The sequence below is a fragment of the Novosphingobium sp. TK71 genome, from assembly GCF_055361505.1.
On record NZ_JBSZKA010000001.1, the window covers coordinates 257637 to 280609 of the forward strand.

General features: G+C 60.7%; 24 protein-coding genes. 17 read left to right on the forward strand and 7 right to left on the reverse strand.

The genetic code is table 11. The features are described 5' to 3' along the window. Nucleotides 1-79 precede the first annotated feature (79 nt). The 3 genes from ACXJ16_RS17525 (at nucleotide 80) to ACXJ16_RS17535 (ending at nucleotide 2245) form a co-directional block, all read left to right on the forward strand. Nucleotides 80-472 (forward strand): hypothetical protein, encoded by a 393-nt coding sequence (locus tag ACXJ16_RS17525; protein WP_463922834.1) that lies wholly within the window; start codon nucleotides 80-82, stop codon nucleotides 470-472. A gap of 55 nt (nucleotides 473-527) precedes the next feature. Continuing rightward, nucleotides 528-938, forward strand: a complete 411-nt coding sequence (locus ACXJ16_RS17530) for a hypothetical protein (protein WP_463922835.1) — start codon at nucleotides 528-530, stop codon at nucleotides 936-938. Nucleotides 939-1276: 338 nt separating this feature from the next. Beyond that, nucleotides 1277-2245: an aspartyl protease family protein gene (locus ACXJ16_RS17535; protein ID WP_463922837.1), complete on the forward strand. Its 969-nt coding sequence runs from the start codon at nucleotides 1277-1279 to the stop codon at nucleotides 2243-2245. A gap of 308 nt (nucleotides 2246-2553) precedes the next feature. Here the strand turns inward: ACXJ16_RS17535 and tnpC are convergent, their stop codons facing one another. The 6 genes from tnpC to ACXJ16_RS17565 all read right to left on the reverse strand — a co-directional run bounded on the left by tnpC (nucleotide 2554) and on the right by ACXJ16_RS17565 (nucleotide 6892). Further along, on the reverse strand, nucleotides 2554-4173 hold the full coding sequence (gene tnpC, locus ACXJ16_RS17540; protein WP_463922838.1) for an IS66 family transposase: 1620 nt from the start codon (nucleotides 4171-4173) through the stop codon (nucleotides 2554-2556). Between the two features lie 71 nt (nucleotides 4174-4244). Continuing rightward, nucleotides 4245-4586, reverse strand: a complete 342-nt coding sequence (gene tnpB / locus ACXJ16_RS17545) for an IS66 family insertion sequence element accessory protein TnpB (protein WP_463922839.1) — start codon at nucleotides 4584-4586, stop codon at nucleotides 4245-4247. Beyond that, nucleotides 4583-4942 carry an IS66-like element accessory protein TnpA gene (tnpA, locus tag ACXJ16_RS17550; protein WP_463922840.1) on the reverse strand — a complete coding sequence of 120 codons (360 nt, stop codon included), beginning with the start codon at nucleotides 4940-4942 and terminating at the stop codon, nucleotides 4583-4585. The genes tnpB and tnpA overlap by 4 nt, the downstream gene beginning before the upstream one ends. A gap of 78 nt (nucleotides 4943-5020) precedes the next feature. Continuing rightward, the gene (locus tag ACXJ16_RS17555) at nucleotides 5021-5164 is read right to left on the reverse strand and encodes a hypothetical protein (RefSeq protein WP_463922841.1); all 144 of its coding nucleotides are present in this window, start codon (nucleotides 5162-5164) and stop codon (nucleotides 5021-5023) included. 360 nt (nucleotides 5165-5524) lie between these two features. Beyond that, on the reverse strand, nucleotides 5525-6124 hold the full coding sequence (locus ACXJ16_RS17560) for a hypothetical protein (protein WP_463922842.1): 600 nt from the start codon (nucleotides 6122-6124) through the stop codon (nucleotides 5525-5527). Between the two features lie 21 nt (nucleotides 6125-6145). After that, on the reverse strand, nucleotides 6146-6892 hold the full coding sequence (locus ACXJ16_RS17565; RefSeq protein ID WP_463922843.1) for a helix-turn-helix transcriptional regulator: 747 nt from the start codon (nucleotides 6890-6892) through the stop codon (nucleotides 6146-6148). A gap of 205 nt (nucleotides 6893-7097) precedes the next feature. On the opposite strand from ACXJ16_RS17565, the gene ACXJ16_RS17570 reads away from it, so the two are divergent. The 7 genes from ACXJ16_RS17570 (at nucleotide 7098) to ACXJ16_RS17600 (ending at nucleotide 17113) form a co-directional block, all read left to right on the forward strand. Next, complete coding sequence (locus ACXJ16_RS17570; protein ID WP_463922844.1) at nucleotides 7098-7640, forward strand: sigma factor-like helix-turn-helix DNA-binding protein; 543 nt, start codon at nucleotides 7098-7100, stop codon at nucleotides 7638-7640. Nucleotides 7641-8115: 475 nt separating this feature from the next. Then, a complete protein-coding gene (locus ACXJ16_RS17575; protein ID WP_463922845.1) occupies nucleotides 8116-9054 on the forward strand; it encodes a DUF7146 domain-containing protein in 939 nt (312 codons plus the stop codon). 33 nt (nucleotides 9055-9087) lie between these two features. Next, nucleotides 9088-11079 carry a ParB/RepB/Spo0J family partition protein gene (locus ACXJ16_RS17580; RefSeq protein WP_463922846.1) on the forward strand — a complete coding sequence of 664 codons (1992 nt, stop codon included), beginning with the start codon at nucleotides 9088-9090 and terminating at the stop codon, nucleotides 11077-11079. 120 nt (nucleotides 11080-11199) lie between these two features. Beyond that, nucleotides 11200-11574, forward strand: a complete 375-nt coding sequence (locus tag ACXJ16_RS17585; protein WP_463922847.1) for a hypothetical protein — start codon at nucleotides 11200-11202, stop codon at nucleotides 11572-11574. A 34-nt stretch (nucleotides 11575-11608) separates the two neighbouring features. After that, nucleotides 11609-11929, forward strand: a complete 321-nt coding sequence (locus ACXJ16_RS17590) for a hypothetical protein (protein WP_463922848.1) — start codon at nucleotides 11609-11611, stop codon at nucleotides 11927-11929. A gap of 55 nt (nucleotides 11930-11984) precedes the next feature. Further along, nucleotides 11985-12395 (forward strand): hypothetical protein, encoded by a 411-nt coding sequence (locus ACXJ16_RS17595; RefSeq protein ID WP_463922849.1) that lies wholly within the window; start codon nucleotides 11985-11987, stop codon nucleotides 12393-12395. A 425-nt stretch (nucleotides 12396-12820) separates the two neighbouring features. Beyond that, complete coding sequence (locus tag ACXJ16_RS17600) at nucleotides 12821-17113, forward strand: strawberry notch-like NTP hydrolase domain-containing protein (protein ID WP_463922850.1); 4293 nt, start codon at nucleotides 12821-12823, stop codon at nucleotides 17111-17113. Between the two features lie 67 nt (nucleotides 17114-17180). Here the strand turns inward: ACXJ16_RS17600 and ACXJ16_RS17605 are convergent, their stop codons facing one another. Further along, nucleotides 17181-18143: a Ros/MucR family transcriptional regulator gene (locus tag ACXJ16_RS17605; protein WP_463922851.1), complete on the reverse strand. Its 963-nt coding sequence runs from the start codon at nucleotides 18141-18143 to the stop codon at nucleotides 17181-17183. A 164-nt stretch (nucleotides 18144-18307) separates the two neighbouring features. On the opposite strand from ACXJ16_RS17605, the gene ACXJ16_RS17610 reads away from it, so the two are divergent. From ACXJ16_RS17610 to ACXJ16_RS17640, 7 genes are all read left to right on the forward strand, one after another. Further along, nucleotides 18308-18811, forward strand: a complete 504-nt coding sequence (locus ACXJ16_RS17610) for a hypothetical protein (RefSeq protein WP_463922852.1) — start codon at nucleotides 18308-18310, stop codon at nucleotides 18809-18811. Continuing rightward, entirely contained in the window at nucleotides 18808-19332 is a 525-nt protein-coding gene (locus ACXJ16_RS17615) for a hypothetical protein (protein WP_463922853.1), read from the forward strand. Before ACXJ16_RS17610 ends, ACXJ16_RS17615 begins: the two co-directional genes overlap by 4 nt. A 126-nt stretch (nucleotides 19333-19458) precedes the next feature. Then, entirely contained in the window at nucleotides 19459-20163 is a 705-nt protein-coding gene (locus ACXJ16_RS17620) for an LPD29 domain-containing protein (protein WP_463922855.1), read from the forward strand. A 3-nt stretch (nucleotides 20164-20166) separates the two neighbouring features. Then, entirely contained in the window at nucleotides 20167-20442 is a 276-nt protein-coding gene (locus ACXJ16_RS17625; protein ID WP_463922856.1) for a hypothetical protein, read from the forward strand. Between the two features lie 360 nt (nucleotides 20443-20802). After that, nucleotides 20803-21489: a hypothetical protein gene (locus tag ACXJ16_RS17630; protein WP_463922857.1), complete on the forward strand. Its 687-nt coding sequence runs from the start codon at nucleotides 20803-20805 to the stop codon at nucleotides 21487-21489. 3 nt (nucleotides 21490-21492) lie between these two features. Further along, nucleotides 21493-22455, forward strand: a complete 963-nt coding sequence (locus tag ACXJ16_RS17635) for a DNA-processing protein DprA (protein WP_463922858.1) — start codon at nucleotides 21493-21495, stop codon at nucleotides 22453-22455. Nucleotide 22456: 1 nt separating this feature from the next. Then, entirely contained in the window at nucleotides 22457-22969 is a 513-nt protein-coding gene (locus ACXJ16_RS17640; protein WP_463922859.1) for an HAD family hydrolase, read from the forward strand. Nucleotides 22970-22973 lie beyond the last annotated feature (4 nt).

Here is a 22973-nt window from a genome sequence, read left to right on the forward strand (position 1 = left end):
CGCCGGGCTATCAGCGTGGTCGGAGGCGCCCCGTATAGGAGAGAATGCGCAAAGGTGTATTTAACAGAGGAGAAAGACCATGAGACATTTCAGTGGAGAGTTCGAAGGCGTAAGGCTCCTTATGGAAGACGAGCTGCACGCCATATCAGGGGGTGAGGGCGAAGACACTGATGATGTGCCGCCCGCTCCTGTGGACGTAGACTATGATCCGGAAACCAAAACGGCAGATGTCAACGTCCGGCTAGACGGAAACAGTACGGCAGGCCTCACGCTTAGTAGCAATGGATTGGAAAACATCCATTTTGATTTCGACCTCGGTAACATGTCCTTTCATTCGGAGTTTGGTCTGAACTCTTTTAGCTCAAGCAATACGCTTACTCAGTCGCTTGGTAACGGCTTGAGTATGACTTATAGCTTCTACACCAGTCCCGGAAGTTCCCAAGTCAGCATCGGTCTAAGCTGGAACTTTTAAACTATTCTCCCTTAAGCCACCATTTTGTGGACCCTGATATTTTGGGAGTAGGGAAATGATCCAGCGAATGATGAAGAATATACTGTTCTGCGGGGCATTTTTTGCTTGTTCAGCACAAGGTTATGCGATGATGACTTCGGACTATGTGAAGCGATGGGAAATCGTTTTAAAGAACCCCAATCGTCTCCCGCCAGACAGTTTCTCTGAGCAGCCTGAAGTTAAAATCCTGATGGAAGAACTCTCTCAAGCTTTCAACATGTATAAAATCGAAGTCGAAAAGGCCAAATCTGATAATGCAAAGTCGGATTTGTGCTTGCCGCGAAAGGGAGGCTTGCAGATTGACGATGTAATTTCGGCGGCTAAAGCGTTGCCCATCGAGTGGCAGTCACGCGAGTTTTCCGAAAGCTTTCGTGAGATCATGCGCCTTCGCTACTCGTGTTCGCCGAACGTTGGCACAGTTCCCTAAATGTAACCGGCGAAAAGTGATATCTGGTACTTCATCGGCGCGGGTTGCCCGGGCCGATGAAGCGACATTACGGCAAGCAAGGTTCGGGAAGAGTGGTGAACCATGCTTGGTCTGCCCGCGCTAATGGCTTCCTGAGGCGTCCGCCTTGGCGATGCGCGCCAAAAGATGGAGCATCGGCGTGTAGGCTATCACCCGGCCCAGGCCTACAGAGGCCTTGGCAGCAAAGCTCTGATCGCGCTCCTAAGCCGCTATGTCGAACTATCTTTCAGCCACTATGGCCACTGCCGCGCCGAGGGATATCATCGGCAGCATAGAATTGGATCGGATTCCAGCATTGGATGTCCAATATGTATAGACCTGGCATTTATAACGTGCTTCGCAATAAATTTTTAGTTCTCATCCTATTTTCCTGCGGGCTTGTCCTGTCAGGCGGCCTATACGGCCAAGGGGTGGTCAGCGCACAGGGGCAGGCATCCAGCGAGAAATTCAGAGTGACATATGTCGGATCGAGCCAAGGGGCCGCCCCACTAATTTTTGAAAATCACCAGAACGTCGTGTTTTTCAGGGGAGAGATTAACGGAATCGAGGCGGTGATATTGCTCGACAACGCCGCCGATTTCACAACTGTCGATGATGGTTTTGCCAAGCGCGCGGGTTTCAAGGCGGACGAGGCTACCAGAAAGATAGATACCGGGACTGCGATAATAGATGCAAAGACTATAACAGATGTCAGGTTGGACGTTCCAAATCACATTGCGATATCTGGGACATTTGCATCAAGGGACTTGCAGCCCTTGGCAAGATTGATGAATCATAGAATCGATGCAATTTTGGGTGCGGATATAATAAACGCGCACGCGCTGGGAGTCATAAACACGCGGAATGAGATCTATATATTGCCCAGCGGTCGGATTACGCCTAAGGGAAAATCGGTCGTAGTCCCGTTGTCTAATGGTAGCGCGTTCTCTGCGGTGATAAATGGCGTGCCGCTGAGGCTTTATGTGGACTTTGGGTTTAATGGCTCGATAACGCTTTCGCCAGACAGTTGGAGCCGCGTCATTCCACCCGATAGGAATACTACAACCAGCCGCTTTACCGGTGGTGAAGGTATGGTTTCAGAAACTAGAAAATCAGTCGGCAATACAGTCGAAGTCGGCGGCTATGTATTGAAAAACATAGAAGTCTCCAGAACGCCCTCAAGGCCTAGAGGAGTTGATGGATTGCTTGGTGTTGAAATTCTGTCTCGTTTTGATGTCGTACTTGATGTTCCAGCGAATAGAATGGTCCTTATTCTAAAAGATAAATAGTCGCGAAGATAATATAACTTCCCCGACATCCGTGGGATACTACACCAGGATCTCTTGGCTGATTTAGCGTTGGCACGGTTGTCCACAACCAAAACGCCTTGCCATCGCGTTGTCGTCGCTCTTCGGGCACCATATGGTACACCTGTCAATTGAGCGAACGCGTGAGCGGGCCCGGATAATAGCGGTCATTGGGCTTCGTCCCGACCAGCTCGGCCGAGAAGCGATCGTTGCGCTTGAACTTGAGTAAGCATCCGGTGAGTGCCGCGGCGGGCGCGCCGCGAGCGCGGGCCGGACTTGCTAAGGCAGGGTTACGCGGCGGCCGGTAGCTGGATGCGAGTAGCCTGCCAGTTCCATGGCAGCAGCTCGGCTAAGCGCTGCTGCGGGATGTCGGCGATGCAAGTGAGGACGTCGGCAAGCCAGGCTTGCGGGTCGATGTCGTTGAGCTTGGCGGTGGTGATGAGGCTGAACATGAAGGCAGCACGCTGACCACCGCGGTCGGAACCGGCGAAGAGCCAGGCTTTGCGCCCGATGGCGATGCCGCGCATCGCGCGCTCGGCGCAATTGTTGGTCAGGCAGATCCGACCGTCGTCGAGGAAGGCAACGAACGCGGCCCAGTCCTTGAGCATGTAGTCCATGGCTTTGGCGACCGCGGACGAGCGTGATAAGCTTGAGCGCTGCTGGATCATCCACGAGCGCAGATCGTCAAGCAGAGGCCTGACGTGCTGCTCTCGGGCGACCCGCCGCTGCTCTGCGTTCTGGCCGGTGATGGTGCGCTCGAACGCGAAGACGGCATCGATGCGGCGCACAGCCTCGACAGCGAGGGGGGCAATCACCGGCGAGCCTTTGCGGCGCTTCTTGAGCTGGGTTTCGGCATCGGCCAGCTCGAAGAAGTGGCGCCGCGCATGCGCCCAGCATAAGGCGCGCTTCAACGGCTCGGGCTGGCGATCCTGCCGGAACAGTCCGTTATATCCGGCGTAGGCGTCTGCCTGGAGGATGCCGGACCAGCCCTGCAGGTGAGCGAGCGGGTGCTCGCCGCGCCGATCGCGAGAGTAGTAGTAGATTGCTGCCGGCGGTGCTCTGCCACCGAATGGCCGATCGTCGCGCACATAGGTCCACAACCGAGCCGTGTCGGTCTTGCCGCCTGCTAGCACCGGGATGGTCGTGTCGTCCCCGTGAAGCCGCTTACCCGCGAGGGTATGCGCCTCGATCAAGCGGTAGAGCGGCATCAGCGCGACGGTGCAGGCGCCGACCTGGTCGGCCAGCGTCGTCAGGCTGAGCTCGACACCCTCGCGAGCATAGCGATCCCGCTGACGGTTGAGTGGCTGGTGTGCGCCGAATTTCTCGAACAGGACCATCGCCAGGAAGCTGGGGCCGAACAGGCCACGCGGCGTCACATGGAAGGGGGCGGGCGGCTGTGTGATCCGCTCGCACTCCCGGCAGGAGAATTTCTCCCGCACAGTCTGGACGACTTTCCACTGGCGCGGGATCACCTCCAGCGTCTCGGTCACATCCTCGCCGAGCTTGGAAAGGCGATCGCTGCCGCATGCTGGGCACGAGCATGGCGCCGCGACGACGACGCGCTCGCGCGGGAGATGCTCAGGCAAGGGTTTGCGCGCTGGTCGTTTGCGCGTGAACGGAGCGACACTCGTGCCGGCAGCGGCGAGGCTCGCAAACGCCTCGTCCTCGCTGGCCGATGCCTCCAGCTCCTCGAAGCCTAGCTCCAGCTGATCAATCAGCTGGCGTGCTCGCTCGGAGCGCTGGCCATACAGGGCACGCCGCATCTTTTCATTTTGGAGCTCGAGGAGCGCATTGCGGGCCTCCAGATCAGCGTTGATCGCCTTGACCCTGGCAGCCTCTGCCTTTGCCCCGGCCAGCTCGGCCCGGAGGGCCTCCACGTCTTCTGCAGGGGATGAGCTGGCGGCTTCCATGACCACAAGGAATCATAGAAAACCGGGGATTTGAAGCGCAAATTGTGCCTGTGCGCTAACAATGTGCGCGCCTATCCGGCGCTGGTCGGACGCCAAGTGTGCTGGGGGTTACGCCAGTCGATTCCGTCGAGCAAACATGCCAGCTGAGAGCTGGTCAGCGCCACTACGCCATCCTTGGCAGAGGGCCACACGAAACGCCCACGCTCCAAGCGCTTGGCGTAGAGCGACATGCCGATCCCATCGTGCCAGATCATCTTGACCAGCGAACCGCTCCGACCGCGGAACACGAATAGATCTCCGCCATGCGGGTCGCGTCCTAGGCATTGCTGCACCAGTAGCGCCAATCCCGGCATACCCCTGCGCATGTCGGTGTGGCCCGTTGCGATCCATACTCTTGCACCCGACGGGATCACCGCAAAGCCTTGAGCACTGCGGTGACCAGCGCTGGCGCTGCTGTCGACGAGATGCGAACACAACGGCCGTCCGATAGATTGACGACGATCGCTGCCGTTTCCGACCCATCAGGCTCGGCTGCAGCAGACCCGATCACGACCTCCTCTGTCATGACCGCCGGCACGAAGCCTTGGCTTGATAGCCGGCGCGCCTCTTGCCGCCAGTGGTAGATCAAGCCGCGAGAAACATCATACCGCCGCGACACCTGCGCGACGCTCCCGCCAGGCCCAAATGCCTCTGCTAAAATCCGGAGGCGCTCATCAGCGCTCCAGCGACGACGCCTCTCCGGCCCCGCCATTATCGTCATCTGCGTCATGCGACGTCCTAAAGCACGCCCTTAAGCGCGTCCTATAGGACGTCCTCTGCAATCAGCGCCGCTCAGCCAAGGCGGCACTCACCGGAGGGATACGAACTTGACGTAGGCATCAAACGTCAGGATTTCGTCCCAGCTATAGGGTATGTTGAAGCTGAGGTTGCCGATACCTTGCGCGACATAATCGTCGAACGACGGATTGTCGTACGTGCTATACCAGATCATGCGACCGCCAATCTCGAGAAGGCGGTCGAAAACGCGAACGCCGACGAGAAGATTGACCGACGTCTCCGGGGTGGCCTGTGTCAGGAGATAGCCGGCGACAAAGCCATATTTGACGCAGTTCTGAACACGTCCGCACCAAATCTGCGCCAGCTTTTGCCGGTATCGTCCATCTGACGGCGATCATGATCGCCTGCTATCAAGGGTAACCTGGCGCCCATTCACTTTCTTGCACATGTCATTCCGGACGCCGTTGTCGTGAGGCGCCCGGTCTACCTGGGCTTTTGGAGGCGTTCGAATGCATGCGCGTCTCGGCTGATCGACAATGAAAACCGACCTCTCGCTATTCCCCAATTTCCCACGTCAGCTCGACCGGGGAAGGGCGTAACGGGCTCTGAGCGCTTCGGTCGCTCTCGTTCTTGCGATCTTTCCATGGATCAGCGCTTTCGAAACGCCAAGTCGGTGCGCGATATCGACAACCGACAAACCTTCCTTCTCATGCATCCGCAGCAGTTCGAGATTGCGTTGATTGGCACCATAGCGTTGCGCGCAAAGCCGGTTGGCCAGGACGATACCTCTTTTCAGATCCGCCTCGTCTCGGACCCTGGCTCGCATCGAATGGTCGGAATTCGGCCACCGCCAACCGAAGCGTTCCATCGCAGCGGCCAAATCATAATAACATTTGCGGCCGAAATTCGGTATCCGAAGAAGCTGGTGATACTCCAGTGCCGCAATATGACGGAGCCGCAGGTCAACTGGCGCAACAACAGTTGCTGGGTCGCGCGTAGACAGGAGATCGGGCACTACGATCAGGCAATTGTAGGTCCTCGTCGCAATGATGTCCCACACATGTAACGCTATGATAAGCGGATCGGCCGCAGGAACAACGTACGGTACCGCGTTCCGCTCGCCCGTCATATAGGAAGTAGGCATGTCAGCGCGATCGATCGGAGCCTTGGCCATGGTCGAGCCTCATCCAGGTTTTCACTTCTTGAGGATGTCGGCATAGGTGAACAGCCCATGGTAAAGAGCGAGCGCCACCATATACTTTCCCGGCGGCCTCCCAAGCGCGGCACGACCCGCCTTGAAATGATCCTGAGCGGTATGGTTCGAGATGCCCATTGCAAGGCCCGCCTGCTCATTTGTCATGCCGCGGCAGGCCAAAAGGAGGCGTTCACTCTGCCGGGCAGTCAGACTGGAAGGGCAGAAGATCAATCCGTCCCGTCGCTGCATGATCCGCCGCGCAGATTCAAATCCCCAGATCGCGCCCAAATGCGCCAAAGGCAAAGCATGCGGTCTCAGCTTCTCAAGCGAGCGCGCGGCAAAAGAACAAGTGCCGCTGAACTCTCCCGGCAAATGCACAGGGACGGTGTAACCATCGATCAGGCCAAAGCCCTGCGCGTATCGCAAGATATAGCGATGCTGCTCGCTGAGACTGATAATGCGTCCAAGGTCCGACCACAGGAAACCTTTGAACATCCGGTCGCTTGCAACGTGAACCGGATCATCACGAAAATAGCCGTTCGCTATGACAATATCTATCCAGTCGACGGGATAGTTGGTTCCTCTAAAAGCTCTGTCTGGCGGACGGATAAGGTCGACATGATGGCCCATCGCCCACCGCTCGAATCCCAGGGTCAGCGTGAACTCTTCCATAACCGCGCAGAGCACCTCCTCGCGGTCGGCCTTGTTGAACGCGTTCACAAAATGATCGAAGTCGAAATGCATCATAGCTCTCATCCTCTGCAGGAAAGGCCGCCGCATCTTTCATCAATCAAATCCAAGCGCGGCGTCCCATGACCACCAGGCTGCTCTCCTTCATGAGCGAGATGTAACACAATCGTCATGTTCCTGTAATCCTTGAAAGCCTCGCCCACGCCGCCGTGGTTGCCGATATCTGGCAATCGTTGCCCCTTGGAGGAGGGGAGGAGGAAGAATGCGGGTAAGCGGCGGTGCCTGGACAGACGCGCTGCTCACCCATGTTCATCAGGTGGAGGATTTCTCCATGCGCAATCACACGCTAGCTACGGTGCTGCGGCGCGCTATGGCGCGCTTTCGGGCGATCCTGGCTTATGTTCCGCTCAATCGGATCGAACCGCGCCACTCTCCTCGGATCGAGCCTGCAGAAATCAGGGATGCGGCCGCCGACATGGCCTACGCCGCTTCCCGTGATGAGGAAAATCATGCCGGGTCGGACGGCGATTCGCGCAAGACTCTACCTCGCGAGCATCCAAAAGATGTCAGAGATCGTGGCTCGCCGCGCCTCGGCGACCCGAAAACTTCGATTGCCGATTCTCCGCAAATTCCCGCAGCCGAACATATTCTGGACGGCCTTCCTGAGCGCACCGTCCAGATTTTCCTGCTGAGCCAGGAGGAAGGCCGAACCTATCGCGAGATTGCGGGGCTGCTCGGTGTGTCGCAACGGAAGGTCCGCCAGCATATGCGACGCGCAATAGCGTACATCGCTGCACGAAGATGAACACGATAGGCGGTCTCACACCCGTCAAAACCGATCGGGCCGCATGTCTCAGTTTACTGGCCCCTGATCGGGCCTCCCTCAACCGCATGGATGCCTTCGCACGATTGCAACACGGGATCTGATGGCTACTGCTCCCGGGCAAGGTGACGGATTGAGCACTTATTTTTCGATCGCCGCCAGGCCGGTTCATGCCGTCTCAATCGCCACAGCGCAGCCGCAATTTGGGCAATCGGCCAGCCTGAAAGGCATATGGTGCTGCAGCACGCTCTGATGACGGAGCAACTGTCTGCAATCTGGAAAAGCCCCACGATCTGCCGCGCGCATGCTGCATTCGAGAGGGGAGGGGGTCGCGAATAGAGGCCGTCCGAAGTGGAGTTCCCGTCGGATCGGTTGCTCCTGACCTCGACATGATCGTGCCGCCACGCCGTCCCTTGTGACGCCGCGCGCGCATGCAATTCACAGATTGGATATCGACATGGCACAAACCCGGTTCAACCGAAGCCCCGAACTGGAGGCCATAGGCGCTGAAATCGTCAAACGCCTCGGAGGCGTCTGGAAGCCGGGCGGCGCGATGTGCCTTTGTCCGGCCCATGCAGATCGCAGCCCCAGCCTGTCTGTTCGCGTGGGTGACCACGCACTGCTCTTCAAATGCTTCGCGGGCTGCGACTCCCGCGATGTCATCAACGAAATCCTGCGGCTCGATGAAAACGCGCTGCACCATGTGGACAAGGCCTCTCAGACCTCAGCGAGACTGCCATCGGACCTGTGGCGCCGCCAGCAGGCACTGCGGATATGGGATGAAGCCAGGCCACTGGCTGGCACGCCCGCAGAAATCTATCTGCGCCGAAGGCGAATAGCGCTGCTGCCCCGCGCCTTGCGTTTCCATCCCAGGACGCCTCTCGGCCAAGGGGGCGAGGTCGAGTTCAGGCCGGCCATGATCGCGGCTCTTCACGATGGCGGTCTTCACGATGAGGGCCGCTTCATCGCTATCCAGCGAACCTTCTTCGATCGTGACGATGCGCGGCGCGCCCGCGATCTTGCCGATCCCCGGATGACACTCGGTCGCCCCGAACGCGCCGCCGTGATGCTGGGCGCTGCGGCATCGGTTCTTGGTCTCGCCGAAGGGGTCGAGACCGCAATCTCCGCGATGATCCTGTTCGGGATTCCGGTCTGGGCCACCCTTGGCAGCGAGCGGCTGCACCAGATTGCGATCCCCGATCGCGTCAGCCGCCTGGTTCTCTTCCCCGACAATGACGTGGCCGGCGAGATCGGCGTTGCCCACGCGCTCGAAAGCTACGCGATGCCCGGTCGCGACATCGACATCGAGTTCCCGCCGACCGGCTTCAAGGACTGGAACGACGTGCTCCGGGTGGGAGGGGAGGGAGTGGGGGAGTGGTGGCGGCAAGTGGCCTGATGGTCAGGCTGTTCCCGCCAGGAGAATACGCAAATGACGCAACTTCCCATCCTCGTCGCCGCGGCGAACCTCGCCAAGTCGCTGAGCAACGTCCGAACTGTCGGTGATCCTGTCGCCGATGCCCAACTCGAGGCGAACATCGCCGTCAAGGGCGTGCGCCAGAACCTGATCGGCGTGCCGGTCTCGCGCAAGAAAGGGCACTACCGCATCATCGCGGGCGGCCGCCGTCTCGATGCGGTCCATCGCCTCATCGAGAAGGGCGTGTTCGACGCCGACTATCAAGTCGCGGTGCTGGTCCTGGGCAATGCCAAGGACGCGATCGAAACCAGCCTCGAGGAGAATTTCTTCAATCTCACGATGAACCCGGCCGATACCTGCCGGGCCTTCCAGGACATCATCGAGAGCGAGAAGAAGACCGCCGAGGACGTCGCCAAGCGTTTCGGCCTCACCGAGCGGTTCGTGCGCAGCCGGCTTCGTCTTGCCGATCTCGCCGATCCGATCTTCGAAGCGCTGCGTAACGGCGAGATCACGCTGAATGTCGCGGTCGCCTATGCAAGCAATAGCGACCATGCCAGGCAGGCCGAAGTCTTCGAACTGCTCAAGGACGGCTACTACAGGGCCAACGTCAACGAGATCAAACGTCAGCTCGTTGAGGACACCTATGTCGGCAGCGATCCCAAGGCACTGCTGGTCGGGCGCGATGCCTATATCGAAGCTGGCGGCCGGGTCGATCTCGATCTTTTCACCGACTCGACGACCGAGCGCTGGATTGACGGCGATCTCCTCAACCGTCTCGTCGCTGACAAGCTCGCGGCTGCCGCAGAAGCCCTGCGCGACCGTGAGGGGCTGGCTGAAGTCCGGATCATTCCCTCGACCCATGTCACCTACAACGACACCTGGGATCTGCGCCCGCTCAAGGGCGACACGCCTGAACTCACGGCGGAGCAGCAGGCGCGTCTCGAGGAAATCGAAGCCGAGATCGAGGCCGCGAACGAAGCCTGGGAAGAGGCTGATGAAGACGGCCAGGCCGAACAGGCCAACCGTGTCGAGATGCTCGAAGCCGAATATCGGGCGATCGAGAAGCCGACGCCGGTCTTGACCGACGAGCAGAAGGCCGGAGCTCTCGCCTATGTCGTCATCGGCCATGACGGTCAGCCGCGCCTTCACGAACAGCTCTATGTCGCTCCGGTCGACCAACCTGACGATGATGAGCACGACGATCAGGTAGACGGCGACGACGACAATGACGAAGTCGCCGCCGGTCTGGGCAAGTCCGCGTATAGCCAACGGCTCAGCCAGGAGCTGGCCGAGATGAAGAGCGAATTGCTGCGTGTCCATATCGCCAGCGATCCGCGCTTCGCGCTCGACCTCGGCACCTTCTGGATGGTCGACAAGGCGACCCGCCATTCGAGCGGTTTCGATCTTGCGACCGAGCTCAAGGCCGACAAGCCCTACTCCGGGCTCACCGGCTACCAGAGCGGGACGCTTGCCGCCGAGGAATGGGGCAAGATCGACGAGGCGCTGGATCGCAGTTGGACCGAGGCTGACGACGTCTGTCAGCGCTACGATGCCTTCTGCGCGCTTCCCGATGAGGCTCGTGCGGCCTGGCTCGCCTGGGCAATCGCCCGGACGCTCCACGCGGTCGTCGCGGGCAAGACGGGCGAGGCCATGATCGACCATCTCGGCACCAGGCTCGAGATCGATGTGGCGGCCTGGTGGCGTCCGACCGCGAACAACTATTTCGATCGCCTGAGCAGCAAGGCCGCAATCCTCACCCACCTCGAAGAGATTGGGGGCAAGGAACTGTCGAGCCGCTACGGTGCGTCGAAGAAGCATGACCTCGCGACCTCCGCCGAGAAGATCTTCGGCGGCTCCGTCCCCATCGAGGCGGAACTGCGCGAAGCGGCTCTCGCCTGGGTGCCCGACGTCATGCGTTTCGGGACGATCGCCACCGCGCCGGAACCGGTGCCTGCGAACGACGAGAGCGTCACCGACACCGGCGACGAAGTCCAGCAGGCCGCTTGATCCAACGCCCCTGGGACCGCAGCCTCGCGTTGCGGTCCCCCTTTTCTATGCACTCGCGCCTTGAGTGGCGAACCGGGTTCGAGGAACCAGACCATGCCCGACATTACCCAACTTCCCGTCATGACCGCGCGCGATGCCGAATCTATCGGTTTCGCCCGTTTCAACGATGTGCCGACCTTGCCGATCGATATTCCTGACGGGAACTTCACGATCAGCGCACGCACCAGCGATGGGCGTCGCGTCACCTTCTTCTTCGGCGAATATGAGCGCGGCGCGCCGCCGAGCTTCGTCGACATCCAGTATCACGACTCAGGCATGACGGTGCCGGCCGCAAACGGTTCGCCTATGCCGGTATTCGACATGCTCGCCATCGCGCGCGGCGGACGTCAGCCATACGATAGTCGCAAGGCCAAACTTGACGACAAGCCCGCGATCGCCGTCGTCCTGCTCGATCACCAGCAGGATAAGGAGACCGCCGACATGCTCGCCGCCTGAGCGACGTCGTTCCGCCAATCGGGAGACCCATGCCATGAGCCGCATCAAATTAACCCCGCTCGAAAGTGCCGCCCGTGAAATTCCCGGGCTCGAGGTGGCAGTCGGTTGGGACCGGCCGCTTGCGACCTATTTCGCAATAGTGAGCCGCGAGGATGAACCGGTCGACGAGGACGCCGAAAATGATGGCGATCCGGTCCTGCTCTGGCTGGGCACGACCTATGGCGAGATCCTCGACCCGGCGTCCATCATCGCCGCTGTCGCGCGCTTCGCCATCCTTCCCAATGATCTCGCCGACCGCCTGGCCGCCGACCGCGCCTCGGAAGGGGCGCGGCCGCGCGCCACCTGGATGAAATGATCGTCCGCGCGACCATCAAATCAACATTGTCGGCACCGAATCAGGAGTAAGCCGCATGACCGACACCCTCATCACTCCCGCTCTGCGTTGTCGCGTCGAATTCGCGGCATGCGAACTCGACACCCACGAATTCGACGAGGGCACCAATCACGCTACCTACAATCGTCTCCACAGCGAAGCCGTCGCCGAAAACGCCCCCTTCCGCAAGGCGCTCGCCGAAGCCATTTACCTCTATGGCAACGCCCACCTGCGCGGGTCACGCGCCTTCGACAATTGCTTCGAGATGGGTGACGGTGACGAGATCGTCACCTACCTCATCGAACGCGCTCACGCGGATCCCGAACTCCATGCTGCCGTTACCCGCGACTTCGGCGGCATCTTGCCCGACAGCTGGCTGCGCACCGCCGCCAAAGCCATCCACTGCGAACCGAGTATCCGTGCGGCCAACCTAACACGTGCTCCGTAAAATCCGTATATTCTAGGCAAGACATTCATCATGCCTATACCGTCGGCTGCGTCGAGGAGTCGAAGGCGTTCGCTTGCCGGGATCGATCCTCCCGCGCCTTAGACTTCGGAGGGCAGAGAGAGTGAAGGGTTTGAGCAGTGCTGGCCCCCTCGATCGCTTTCCACCTTCGACCTGCTCACCATCGGGCGCGGTGGCCGCAATGCTTGCGACAGCCGGCGCCATCCGTCGGATGAGAGGCCGTCGATTGCCGTGATCCTCCTCGGATCGTCATTGGCCTCCGCCAAAGTCTCCCTCTCGCCTTCTGCATCCAATCCAGGGCCTGGCCTCGCGCCGCGGCCCTTTTTTCATGCTGTCCGCAGACCCGGAGGGAAGGGGGAGGAGGAATAGTGGGCCGCGATGGTCCTGATCCAATCCGGAGTTCTGCCATGTCATTTCCCCTGCTTGCACTCGCGCATCCCGACGAGCCCGAAAATTCCAAGACGACACGCCTGTTCGGCGTCGCGACCCGGTTGGCAGACCTGCTCCGACGCGGCCAGTCTATCCGCCGCCAGGACCTCAGGCGCCTGATGGAGGAAGCTTTCTCGACCTCAGACGCGACCGGCAGCTGGTCCATGCGCGACGCCTATGACGCGCTCGAGACCGCACAGGTCGTCCTCATCAAATCGCCGAACGACTGGACCGGTGTCGATCTAGCCGGCGCTGATCCGTTCGCCTCGCTTCGCCGCTTCGAACGGGCACTGCCCACCCATAGCTATCGCAGCGAACATCAGGTGGAGATGCAGCAGTTCAGTACACCGATCGCGCTCGCCTGGCTCGCCGCGCAGGCCGTGCGTATGCGCCCGGACGATCGGGTGCTCGAACCCTCCGCCGGCACGGGCATGCTGGCCGCGCACGCCGTTCGTATGGGCGCCGCGCTGACCGTGAACGAACGCGATCCCGGTCGCGCCGCATTGCTCGGCAAACTGCTCGGCCTGCCTGTCACGACCCACGACGCCGAATTCATCAACGACCTGCTTCCCGCCGCCCAATCGCCAAGCATCATACTGATGAACCCGCCCTTCAGCCGGAGCGAGGGTAGGGGCAAGGACCGTTTCGCGGGCGCCCGTCATTTGCGTTCCGCGCTGTTGTGCCTGGCAGCGGGCGGGCGCTGCGTTGCGATCATGCCGCCGAGCTTCGCAGCGGACGGCACCGCCGCTACCGGCTATGCGATGGTCTGCGAGACCGTGAACCCGCGCGTCGAGATCACTATCCTGGGTAACCCCTACGCCAAGCATGGCACCAGCATAGCGGTCCGGCTGATCATCTTCGACAAAGGCTGGGCAGGACCGACGGAACGATTGACCGCCCAATCCATCGAGGACGCCGCGGCCCTGGTCGCTGCCGTTCCGCCGCGCCTTGTCGTTCCCGAACCCGAGCCACCCGCGCCGGCCGTCATTCCCTTGCGGCCGCGCCGTGCCATGATGCCATCGCCGTCCGCGATCTTCGGTGATATCCAGAAGCGCGCGCTGGTTGTCCCAGACCGCATTGCGGCGGATGGAAGTGTCAGGGCGGTCGACTACGCAATCCGCGCCACGCCGCTGCCAGCGGGCGATCCCGTTGGGCATTACGCGCCTTGGCGGCCCGCACGCATCGAGATCGCTGACGCCCGGCCCCATCCCGACCAGCTGGTGGAGTCGGTTGCTATGGCATCCGTGCTGCCGCCCGCACCCAGCTATCGCCCGATGTTCCAGCCGCAGGCCTTCGCCGCCCTGTCCGACGCCCAGCTCGAAACCATCATTCACGCCGGCGAGGCCTGTGAGCGTGATCTCAAGGGCACCTTCTCGTCCAACAAAGCGGGCGACCAACTGCATGAGGACCCGGAAGGCGCCGTCTATCGGACGGGCTTCTTCATCGCCGACGGCACCGGTGTCGGTAAAGGCCGTGAGGGCGCCGGCATCATCCTCGACCAATGGAACCGCGGCCGCCGCCGGGCGATCTGGATTTCGCGTAGCTCGGCCTTGATCGAGGACGCAAGGCGGGACTGGAGCGCGCTGGGCGGCGTGCCGATCGATATTCAGCCGCTCGATGCCTTCCCCCTCGGCGACCCGGTCGGCATGGCCAGCGGGATCGTGTTTCTCACCTACGCAACCCTCCGGTCGCAGCGCCATGACCGCGCAACGCGCCTGCAGCAATTGCTCGACTGGGCGGGTGCCGATTTCGACGGCGTCATTCTGCTCGACGAATCGCATGCGCTCGGCAACGCCGCCGGCACCGAAACGGAGTTTGGCGCGGCCAAGGGGTCCGAACAGGGCCTTGCCGGGGTCCGGCTTCAAATTGCGCTACCGCGTGCCCGGGTCATCTACGTCTCCGCGACCGGTGCGACCAAGCCGGAAAATCTGAGCTACACCGCACGGCTAGGCCTGTGGGGACCAGGCACAGCCTTTCGCGACCGAGACGCTTTCCTCGCCGCGATGGAGGAGGGCGGCATCGCGGCGATGGAGATCGTGGCGCGCGATACCAAGGCCATGGGGCTCTATACGGCGCGCGCGCTCAGCTTCGCTGGCGTCGAATATGACCCGCTCGAGCATAAGCTCACGCCCGCCCAGATCGAGATTTACGACGCTTATGCGGACGCCTGGGCCGTGATTCATCGCAACGTCGATGCCGCACTGAAAGCCGCCAACATCGTCGATCGCGCTTCGGGTCGGACCCTGAACGCGATGGCCAAGGGATCGGCGCTCAGCCGGTTCGAAAGCTCCAAGCAGCGCTTCTGGTCGGCATTGCTCATCTCGATGAAGATGCCGACCGTCTTCGAGGCGATCGAAACCGAAATCTCGGCCGGCAATGTCGCTGTCGTCCAACTCGTCAGCACTGCCGAGGCCATCCTCGACAGGCGGCTTGCCGAACTCTCGCCTGAAGAACGTGCCCATCTCGATCTGGAGCTCTCGCCGCGAGCGACCATGATCGACTACCTCAAAAACGCCTTCCCGACTCAGCAGATGCGTGTTTTCGCCGCCAGCGATGGTTCACTCCGGTCAGAACCGATGCGCGACGAGGCGGGCAATATGGTCGAATGCGCCGAAGCCATTGCAGCGCGCGATGCCTTGATCGAGGAACTCTGCGCCATGCCCCCGGTCCCGGCTGCCCTCGATGCACTGCTCGCGCATTTTGGTACGGGAAAAGTCGCCGAGGTGACCGGCCGATCGCGCCGCATCGTCATCGGCAGCGACGGTTCCCAGAAGCTCGAGCGGCGCGGCGCACGCGCCAATCTCTCCGAGACCCAGGCGTTCATGGATGGTCAAAAACCGATCCTGGTCTTCTCCGACGCTGGCGGCACGGGCCGTTCCTATCATGCCGATCTTGCCTGCAGGACCGCCGACAAGCGCCGCGTCCATTTCCTGCTCGAGCCGGGCTGGCGTGCGGATGTCGCGATCCAGGGCCTTGGGCGCACCCATCGCACCAATCAGAGCGTGCCTCCGGTGTTCAGGCCGGTGACGACCGACTGTAAGGGCGAGCGACGCTTCATCTCCACAATCGCGCGCCGCCTCGACAGCCTGGGCGCACTGACACGCGGTCAGCGCCAGACAGGCGGCCAGAATCTCTTCGATCCGGCCGATAATCTGGAAAGCGACTACGCCCGGGAAGCCCTCACCCAATGGTATCATCTTCTCCATGGCAACAAGCTCGCAAGCGTGACCATGGAGAGCTTCCAGGCCATGACCGGGCTCAAGCTCACGGACGAGGACGGCACGCTCCTCGAAAAGCTGCCGCCGATCCAGCGCTGGCTCAACCGGATCCTCGCGCTCAGGATCGCGACCCAGAACGCCATCTTCGATGAATACACGGGGCTGATCCAGGCGCGTATCGACGCAGCGCGCGAGGCCGGCACGCTTGACGTCGGGGTCGAGACCATCCGCGCCGAACAGATCATCACAAGGTCCGAGCAGACCTTGCGCACCGATCCGGTGACCGGCGCCGAGACCAGATTGCTGCGGCTCGAACTCCATCTGCGTCCGCGCGTCATGCACTGGAAGCGCTTGATGCAGATCTGGGACGGCACACGCGAGATCGCCTATCTTTGGAACAGCCGGTCGAAGCGCGTCGCTCTCAAGGTGCCGTCCTGGTCGATCACCGACGAGGAAGGTCGCATCGTGCCCATGTGCCAGCTTGTTCGTCCGACCGGCGGAACCCGAATGCAGGAAATAGCGATGTGGGCCAGCCTCTGGAAGGAGATCGAACGTGACGAATTTCAGCAGCTTTGGGAGGCCGAAGCAACCGAGGCGGAGGCCGAGGTTGATATCGAAACCGTGAACATCGCGACCGGGCTTCTCCTGCCGGTTTGGCACCGACTTCCACAGGATGACGTCCGCGTCTGGCGTATCGATGATGGCGAAGGAACTTCGATCCTCGGCAGGTTGATTCCACCGGCGGCCATGGCGGAACTGCAATCAGCCTTCGGTCTCGACGGCACGGTCGAACTGACAGCCGCCGAACTTGGCGCCGCGGCACAGAAGGGGACGGGCGTCGCGATCCCGGGCCTGGGCGGCGCGACATTGGCAACCGCGCTCGTCAACGGCTCGCGCCGGCTCGAAATCCGCAATTACCGGCCGGAAGACCGCGAGCGGCTGAAGGCACACGGCGTGTTCAGTGAGGTCATTCAGTACAAGACGCGGCTATTCATTCCGCTCGACCGGTCGAACGAGATCATCGAGGCAATCCTGGCTATGACGCGGATCTGATCCCTCTGAAAGTTGGATCGACCCGTGAATAACGGTCCGGACACTCTACGCGCCCGGACCACATCGATCAGCCAGTCGCAAGCGTGGTCTCCGGCGCCGGTTCAGCTGGTGGAACCGCCTCGGTGTCTGTCCTTTTCCCCCGACTGCGCTTCGGCTTCGATGCCGCATCGACGCTCGCCGCAGGAGCCTTTCCGGCAGCGTCCTTGGTGACCTTACGCTTGGGCTTTGCCGCTACGGGCTTCGGTTTGGCCTCGACAGCCTTGGGCGGGGAACCTTCCGGTGCGGTCTCTGCTGGGGGCGTTTCAGCAACGGCAAGTTCGGGCGCCTCGGCAACCGGCGGTGCAGGCACGTCCGCAGCGACAGTCGCAGGAGATGCCTTACGCTTAGGCATCTTGGCCGCAGGCTTCGATTTGGCGCTCACAGCCTTGGCACGCGGGCGACGTGCCGGTGTGGGCTTTGCCGGGGATGTGTCAGCAACAACAGGCTCGGGTGCGCCAGCAACCGGGGGTGCAGGCGCCTCCTCGGCAACAGGGGCAGGAGAGTTCTTGCGCTTGCCGCCGAGGCCCAGCTTCAGTGCGACTTCCCTTCGGGCCGCCGAATATCCTTGTGCGACCATAGGATAGTCCGCCGGAAGGCCATAGCGGCCACGATAATCCGCAGGCGTCAATCCATGCGCTGACAGATGACGCTTGAGCGCCTTGTAGGGCTTGCCATCGATCAGGCTCAGTATGTGATCGGGCGAGGCCAGACTTTCCTCAATGGCGACCTTGGGCTTATGTTCCGGCGCGACGACCAGCGTATCTGGAGCAATCTCTTGGGGCGCTGGAACGGCGATCGGCGTATCCGGGGCGACCTCTTCGGTCACTGAAGCGACAACTGGTGTCGCTGCAGACGCATCGCCCAGCAGGGCGCGCCGTGTCCCCTCCACCAGCGCCGGCAACTCGGCGCTCGGCACGGTGTTGTTCGCAAAATAAGCGCTGAGCAACGTCACGGTCAAAGACATGACGCCCGAATCTTCGGTCTCGGCCATGCAACATCCTTTTTCTGGTTGGAATTAGCGGTCTTGAACCAAGCTCACTTGCGCAAGCGTAAACGAACTCGTGCCTTCATTTGGCGGCCAAGTCAAAGGGAGGGGAGGAGGGTGGTTGTGGGTAGAGCGGCAATCGGGCTGCCCACTATCTTCATGGAGACCCCATGGCCGACCACTTCATCCAGGGTGCGTTCGCCTTCACCTGCTCGATCACCGAAGCCGCTCTGATCGAAGAGGCATGGCAACTTGCCGCCGATCTCATGGGGGATTTCGAACCCGCTCCTATCAGCGACGAGTTGCTGGCAGCCTTTCCGCCGACCATTACCGATAAGCCGTTGAGCGGATTCACCGCTATCTTTGACGATGCCAACTTTCCTGACTTTGGCGCTGACATTCGGGTTGAGAATTCGATTGAAGATCCGAAGAGTTGTACAGTTACTATCTACAGCACGATCGACTTCCAGCCCTGGCCGATTGCTGGCATGATCCAACGCTGCTGCCAATCATCACTGGCTGTCGCTCCGGTCGGGTTCGACTGGAGCTACTCCTGCACCAAACCCCGTCTGGATAGTTTCGGCGGTGGATGGTGCGCGGTTTTTTCCGACCGGATCGAAATCGAAACCACAAAGGAAGTGCTCTCAAAAGCGCTGGACGGTGGCATCCTATGACCCGCCGCAGTCATTGGGATGACAATCCCGACTATCCGGTCGACGACTGGAAAACCGAAGTCGCGAATGACGATACCCGTCTTGGCTATCTCGACTGGGTTGAAGCCCGGTCGGAGATGCTCGCCTCCGATGATAGCGCGGGCACGGCCAAAGATTCACCGCATCGTGATGCAGTTCGCATCCGTGCCACCGATCGCCTTGGCAACATCGCTTATATCCATCGTGAAGCGAACCGCCCCATACGCTGCACTCTGGCGAATGGCGTGTCTGCGGCGCTCTTCTATGCCGGCATCACAGTCGATGAGATGAACTCCCGCTTCGCGCTCGACGATTGCGAAACCGCTGACCAGGCGCTTGCTATCGTTCGGCGCTATGGCTCGCTCGACTATGGCTATTGCCACGCCGGCCCGCCGCCGGGCTGGGATAGCTCACCAGCGGCTCCACCGGCGCTTCGCCTGCTCACCGCCCTCCTTGGGGCCATCGACCGACTGGTGACCATCGTACCGGAGGTCGTGTGCTAGATCGACGAGGACGTCGTGAGGCGCGCCCGCGCCTTCATTGCGATGGAATTGCCCCCAGGATCCCGCGAGGCCTGACAACAGTCGGCCACCGCGCTGGCCGTCAAACCCTTACCACGGAGAAAGACCATGACCGACGTCTCGGCGCCGGGCGCGTCCACGCGCCTGTACAGCCAGACCCCGTTCGACGAACGGGGCAATTTCCATTATGAGGGCGATCTCTATCAAGCCGGCGACAATCTCGCGACGCTCGCCGCGCGCATCGAAGGTCACCTTAAGACCAAGTTCCCCGACACTCGTTTCGCGATCAGGACCGATAAGTTCGCGGGCGGTCAAAAGATCACCGCCGAAATCCTCGACACGCCAGCGGACCTGACCGCGCGTGACGCGCAGAACGACTTCTTTGTCGCGGTGCGCGACCAGATGGAGCGCTTCGGCTACACCCGATCCAACCTGCTGCAGGATTTCCACAACTGCTCCTACTATTGCGAGGCACGGATCGGACCGGCTTACTGGGCAGCACTCGCCGGCCGCCGGGGTCCGAAGAACCCTGTCGAAGCCAAAGTCTCGCTCGCGGCGTTCAAGAAACAGGTCAGGGCTGGCGACAGCCTGAAACTGGTCGATGCGCCAGCCGGACACCGCGCGCTCGGGACGACAAGGGCAATCACCCAGGTTCGCTCAGGGGATCTCATTCTCGAAGGCCGCTCCTATCTGAGCTTTCCGCGCGCCTCCGCCTTCGCCTGCGACGGGCGGCTCGTGCGGATTGCGAATGGCTCGGAATATGACCCGGATTCGCATCTGCTCTATGAGTGGATGCCTCAGAAGGCCGCCTGAGCCATGGCCTTCATCGTCAAGGGGCCGGCTGTCTGCAACAAGCCGGGTTGCGGTAAAAGCTGGGGTGTCGATCCGGTATTGCTCGTCCCATGCCCAGATTGTCAGGCGCCCGTCGGCGTCTGCTGCCGGCGCCCCAGCGGACATAGCGGTCCGTTCGTCGAACTCCATGCCGCGCGTGACCTGCTCGCGGACCGCGAGGGCAAATATGGCCCGTGCCCCTTAAGCATCTGCGGCGTTGCGGCCCGTGACCGCCAATCGAGCCTGCCGCTGTTCGACTGAGTGCAGGCCTTCGAAAGGTGGAGGTTTGCCTCCTCCATCATCTTGGGAGCGAAATATGCCCGACACCATCTTCTATCAATTTGCCGACAGAGACCACACAGGTCGGCCTTCTCCTGCGCTATATCGGCGCGCAAGACGATCTGGCCACCTTTGCGGACTTTCGCCGCGACACTGAGCCTGGCGGCGTGAGCGACCCGGCGGATCGCTTCATGTGGGAGGTCGCCCTAGGCTCGAAGCCATTGGCTGGAACATCACCATTGTGGATTTAAAAGCAAGTTACACTTTCGAAACGCTCTTGCCCCAAGGGGTAGCAGTCAACAGATAAAGCACCGTGTCACAACATCTGAAACTGGGGGACAGATGATCAACTACAACAGCGTTTCGGGGTGGATGGAGTTTCCTTGGCTGAGCGTGTCGAACGGCCTGACTGCAACCTACACCCTCGCCTATAAGCTGAAGGACAAGACCGGCGAGCATTGGACCTCGCGCTTCAGCCGATTCAAGAACAAGGAGAATAAAGCGGAATGGGGGGCTGCTTATGTGATGTACGATGCAGTGCCCGATCTCATGAAGCATCTTGGCCTCAACATGCAGCAAACCATGTTCTTGCCCGCCCTGTCGTCTGGTGAAAAGCAAGCCGACCCTGACAGGTCGATATGCTGGATCGCGAAGGAATGCGCCCGCGTTTGCGGCGCGAACTATAGCGACACGTCACTCACCAAGAACGTCCATCAAAAGATTCACAATATCTATGACGCTGGCGGGCGATCTGCCGAGCTGGACAAGGCAAACTATCAAGCAGTGAAAATGCAGACCAAGACCTTCGTGATCTTCGATGATATTGTGACGCGAGGCGACACACTTTCGCGCGTTGCATTGGCTATCCACGCCGCCAATCCTGGGAGCACTGTTTATGGAATTGCGCTCGCGAAATCCGAGAGCGTGCCCTATTGTCCGAACCCCGATAACGACCACGTTCCCGCCCGCTGGGACACTTTGTGGCAGCAAGGCGAGAACGAACATGCCAAAAAGTATCCGAAGGTCTGACCCATGAACGAGGAAGCAATCACTCCGTCCACCATTGGCCTCGCGGCCCTGCTGAACCTCAAGGGAATCGGGCGCCGTGCCGCTTTGCGGATAATCAGCAGTCCGCTAGAGGTCGGGAGCGCGCGCGAGCATCTCGCCGAGCTGGCCCGCGCAGCCAAGGTCTCCGATCACGAAGTCGCCGGTGCATGGAGTAAGGCGGAGGATAACCTGGATCGGTCCATCGATAGCGGCATCAAGGCGTTTTCCTTCCACGATGAAGGCTATCCAGAGCGCCTGCGCCATATGCCAGATCCTCCTGCAATCCTCTATGTGAAGGGGGACACGTCGGGCCTCCACGCGGCACATAGCATCGCCGTGATCGGCACTCGCGAACCCACGGCTTACGGCGAAAAGGTAGCAAGGCGCTCTGCCGCGACTGCCACCGAGCAAAAATTTGTCGTGGTCAGCGGCCTTGCGCATGGCTGCGATACACTCGGTCATGAGGGCTGCTTGGATCAAAACGGCGTTGGCATCGCCGTGATGGCTCATGGATTGGAGAAGGTGTACCCCGCCGCGAACCGCGGCCTTGCGAGCCGTCTGCTCGAAGCTGGCGGCTGCCTCGTGAGCGAGTATCCGCTTGGAATGACACCGATGCGTACCGCATTCGCTGAGCGTGATCGCATCCAAAGCGGCCTTTCCGATGCGGTCCTCGTTATTGAAACGGACGTGAAGGGGGGGACGATGCACACTGTCCGCTTCTCGCGTGAGCAGAAACGCGCGCTCGCCTGCATCGATCACCCAGAGTCGTGGCGTCACGAGCCGAAGACACAGGGAAACCAGAAGCTCATCGCCGATAGGTGGGCGGTGCCGATTGCGGACGGCGACGCCCTTCTTACCTTTCTAAACAGCGTGAAAGCCGTTGAGAAATCGACGCCCACGGACTCCCCCGTAAAGACGGGCAAATCGCAAATCTCGATGGATTTTTGACATGATTATCTTCGATTTTGATCAGACGCTCGTCGACACGTCCTCGGTCGAACAACTGAGGGCCGAACGGAACTGGAAGGCTGTGATGGCGAAGGCGTCTCAATTGCCCGTTTATGAAGGCATGACGGCGTTGCTTCACGAGCTACATACCGCGGGGCATACTCTCGCCATAGTCACCAAAAGCCCCGACATGGTGCCGAAGGCGTTCATAAAAGCGCATAATTGGCCCATCGATATCGTAGTGGGCTATCATCAGGTAAAAAACAAAAAGCCGGACCCGGAAGGCTTGCTTCTGGCCATGTCGAAGGCAGGCGCGACCCCTGAGAACACCTACCATGTGGGCGATCAGCCGCAGGATACGGAAGCCTCGCGTGGCGCGGGTGTCATGGCTTTGGGTTCCGCTTGGGGGTGTAGTGACACCCAGGATCTGAAATCGTCAAATCCTGACGAGATTTTCGCGACTGTCGCTGATCTCAGCGTCTTCCTCAAAAGTGGCGTAGTGCGTGTGAGTTGATCGC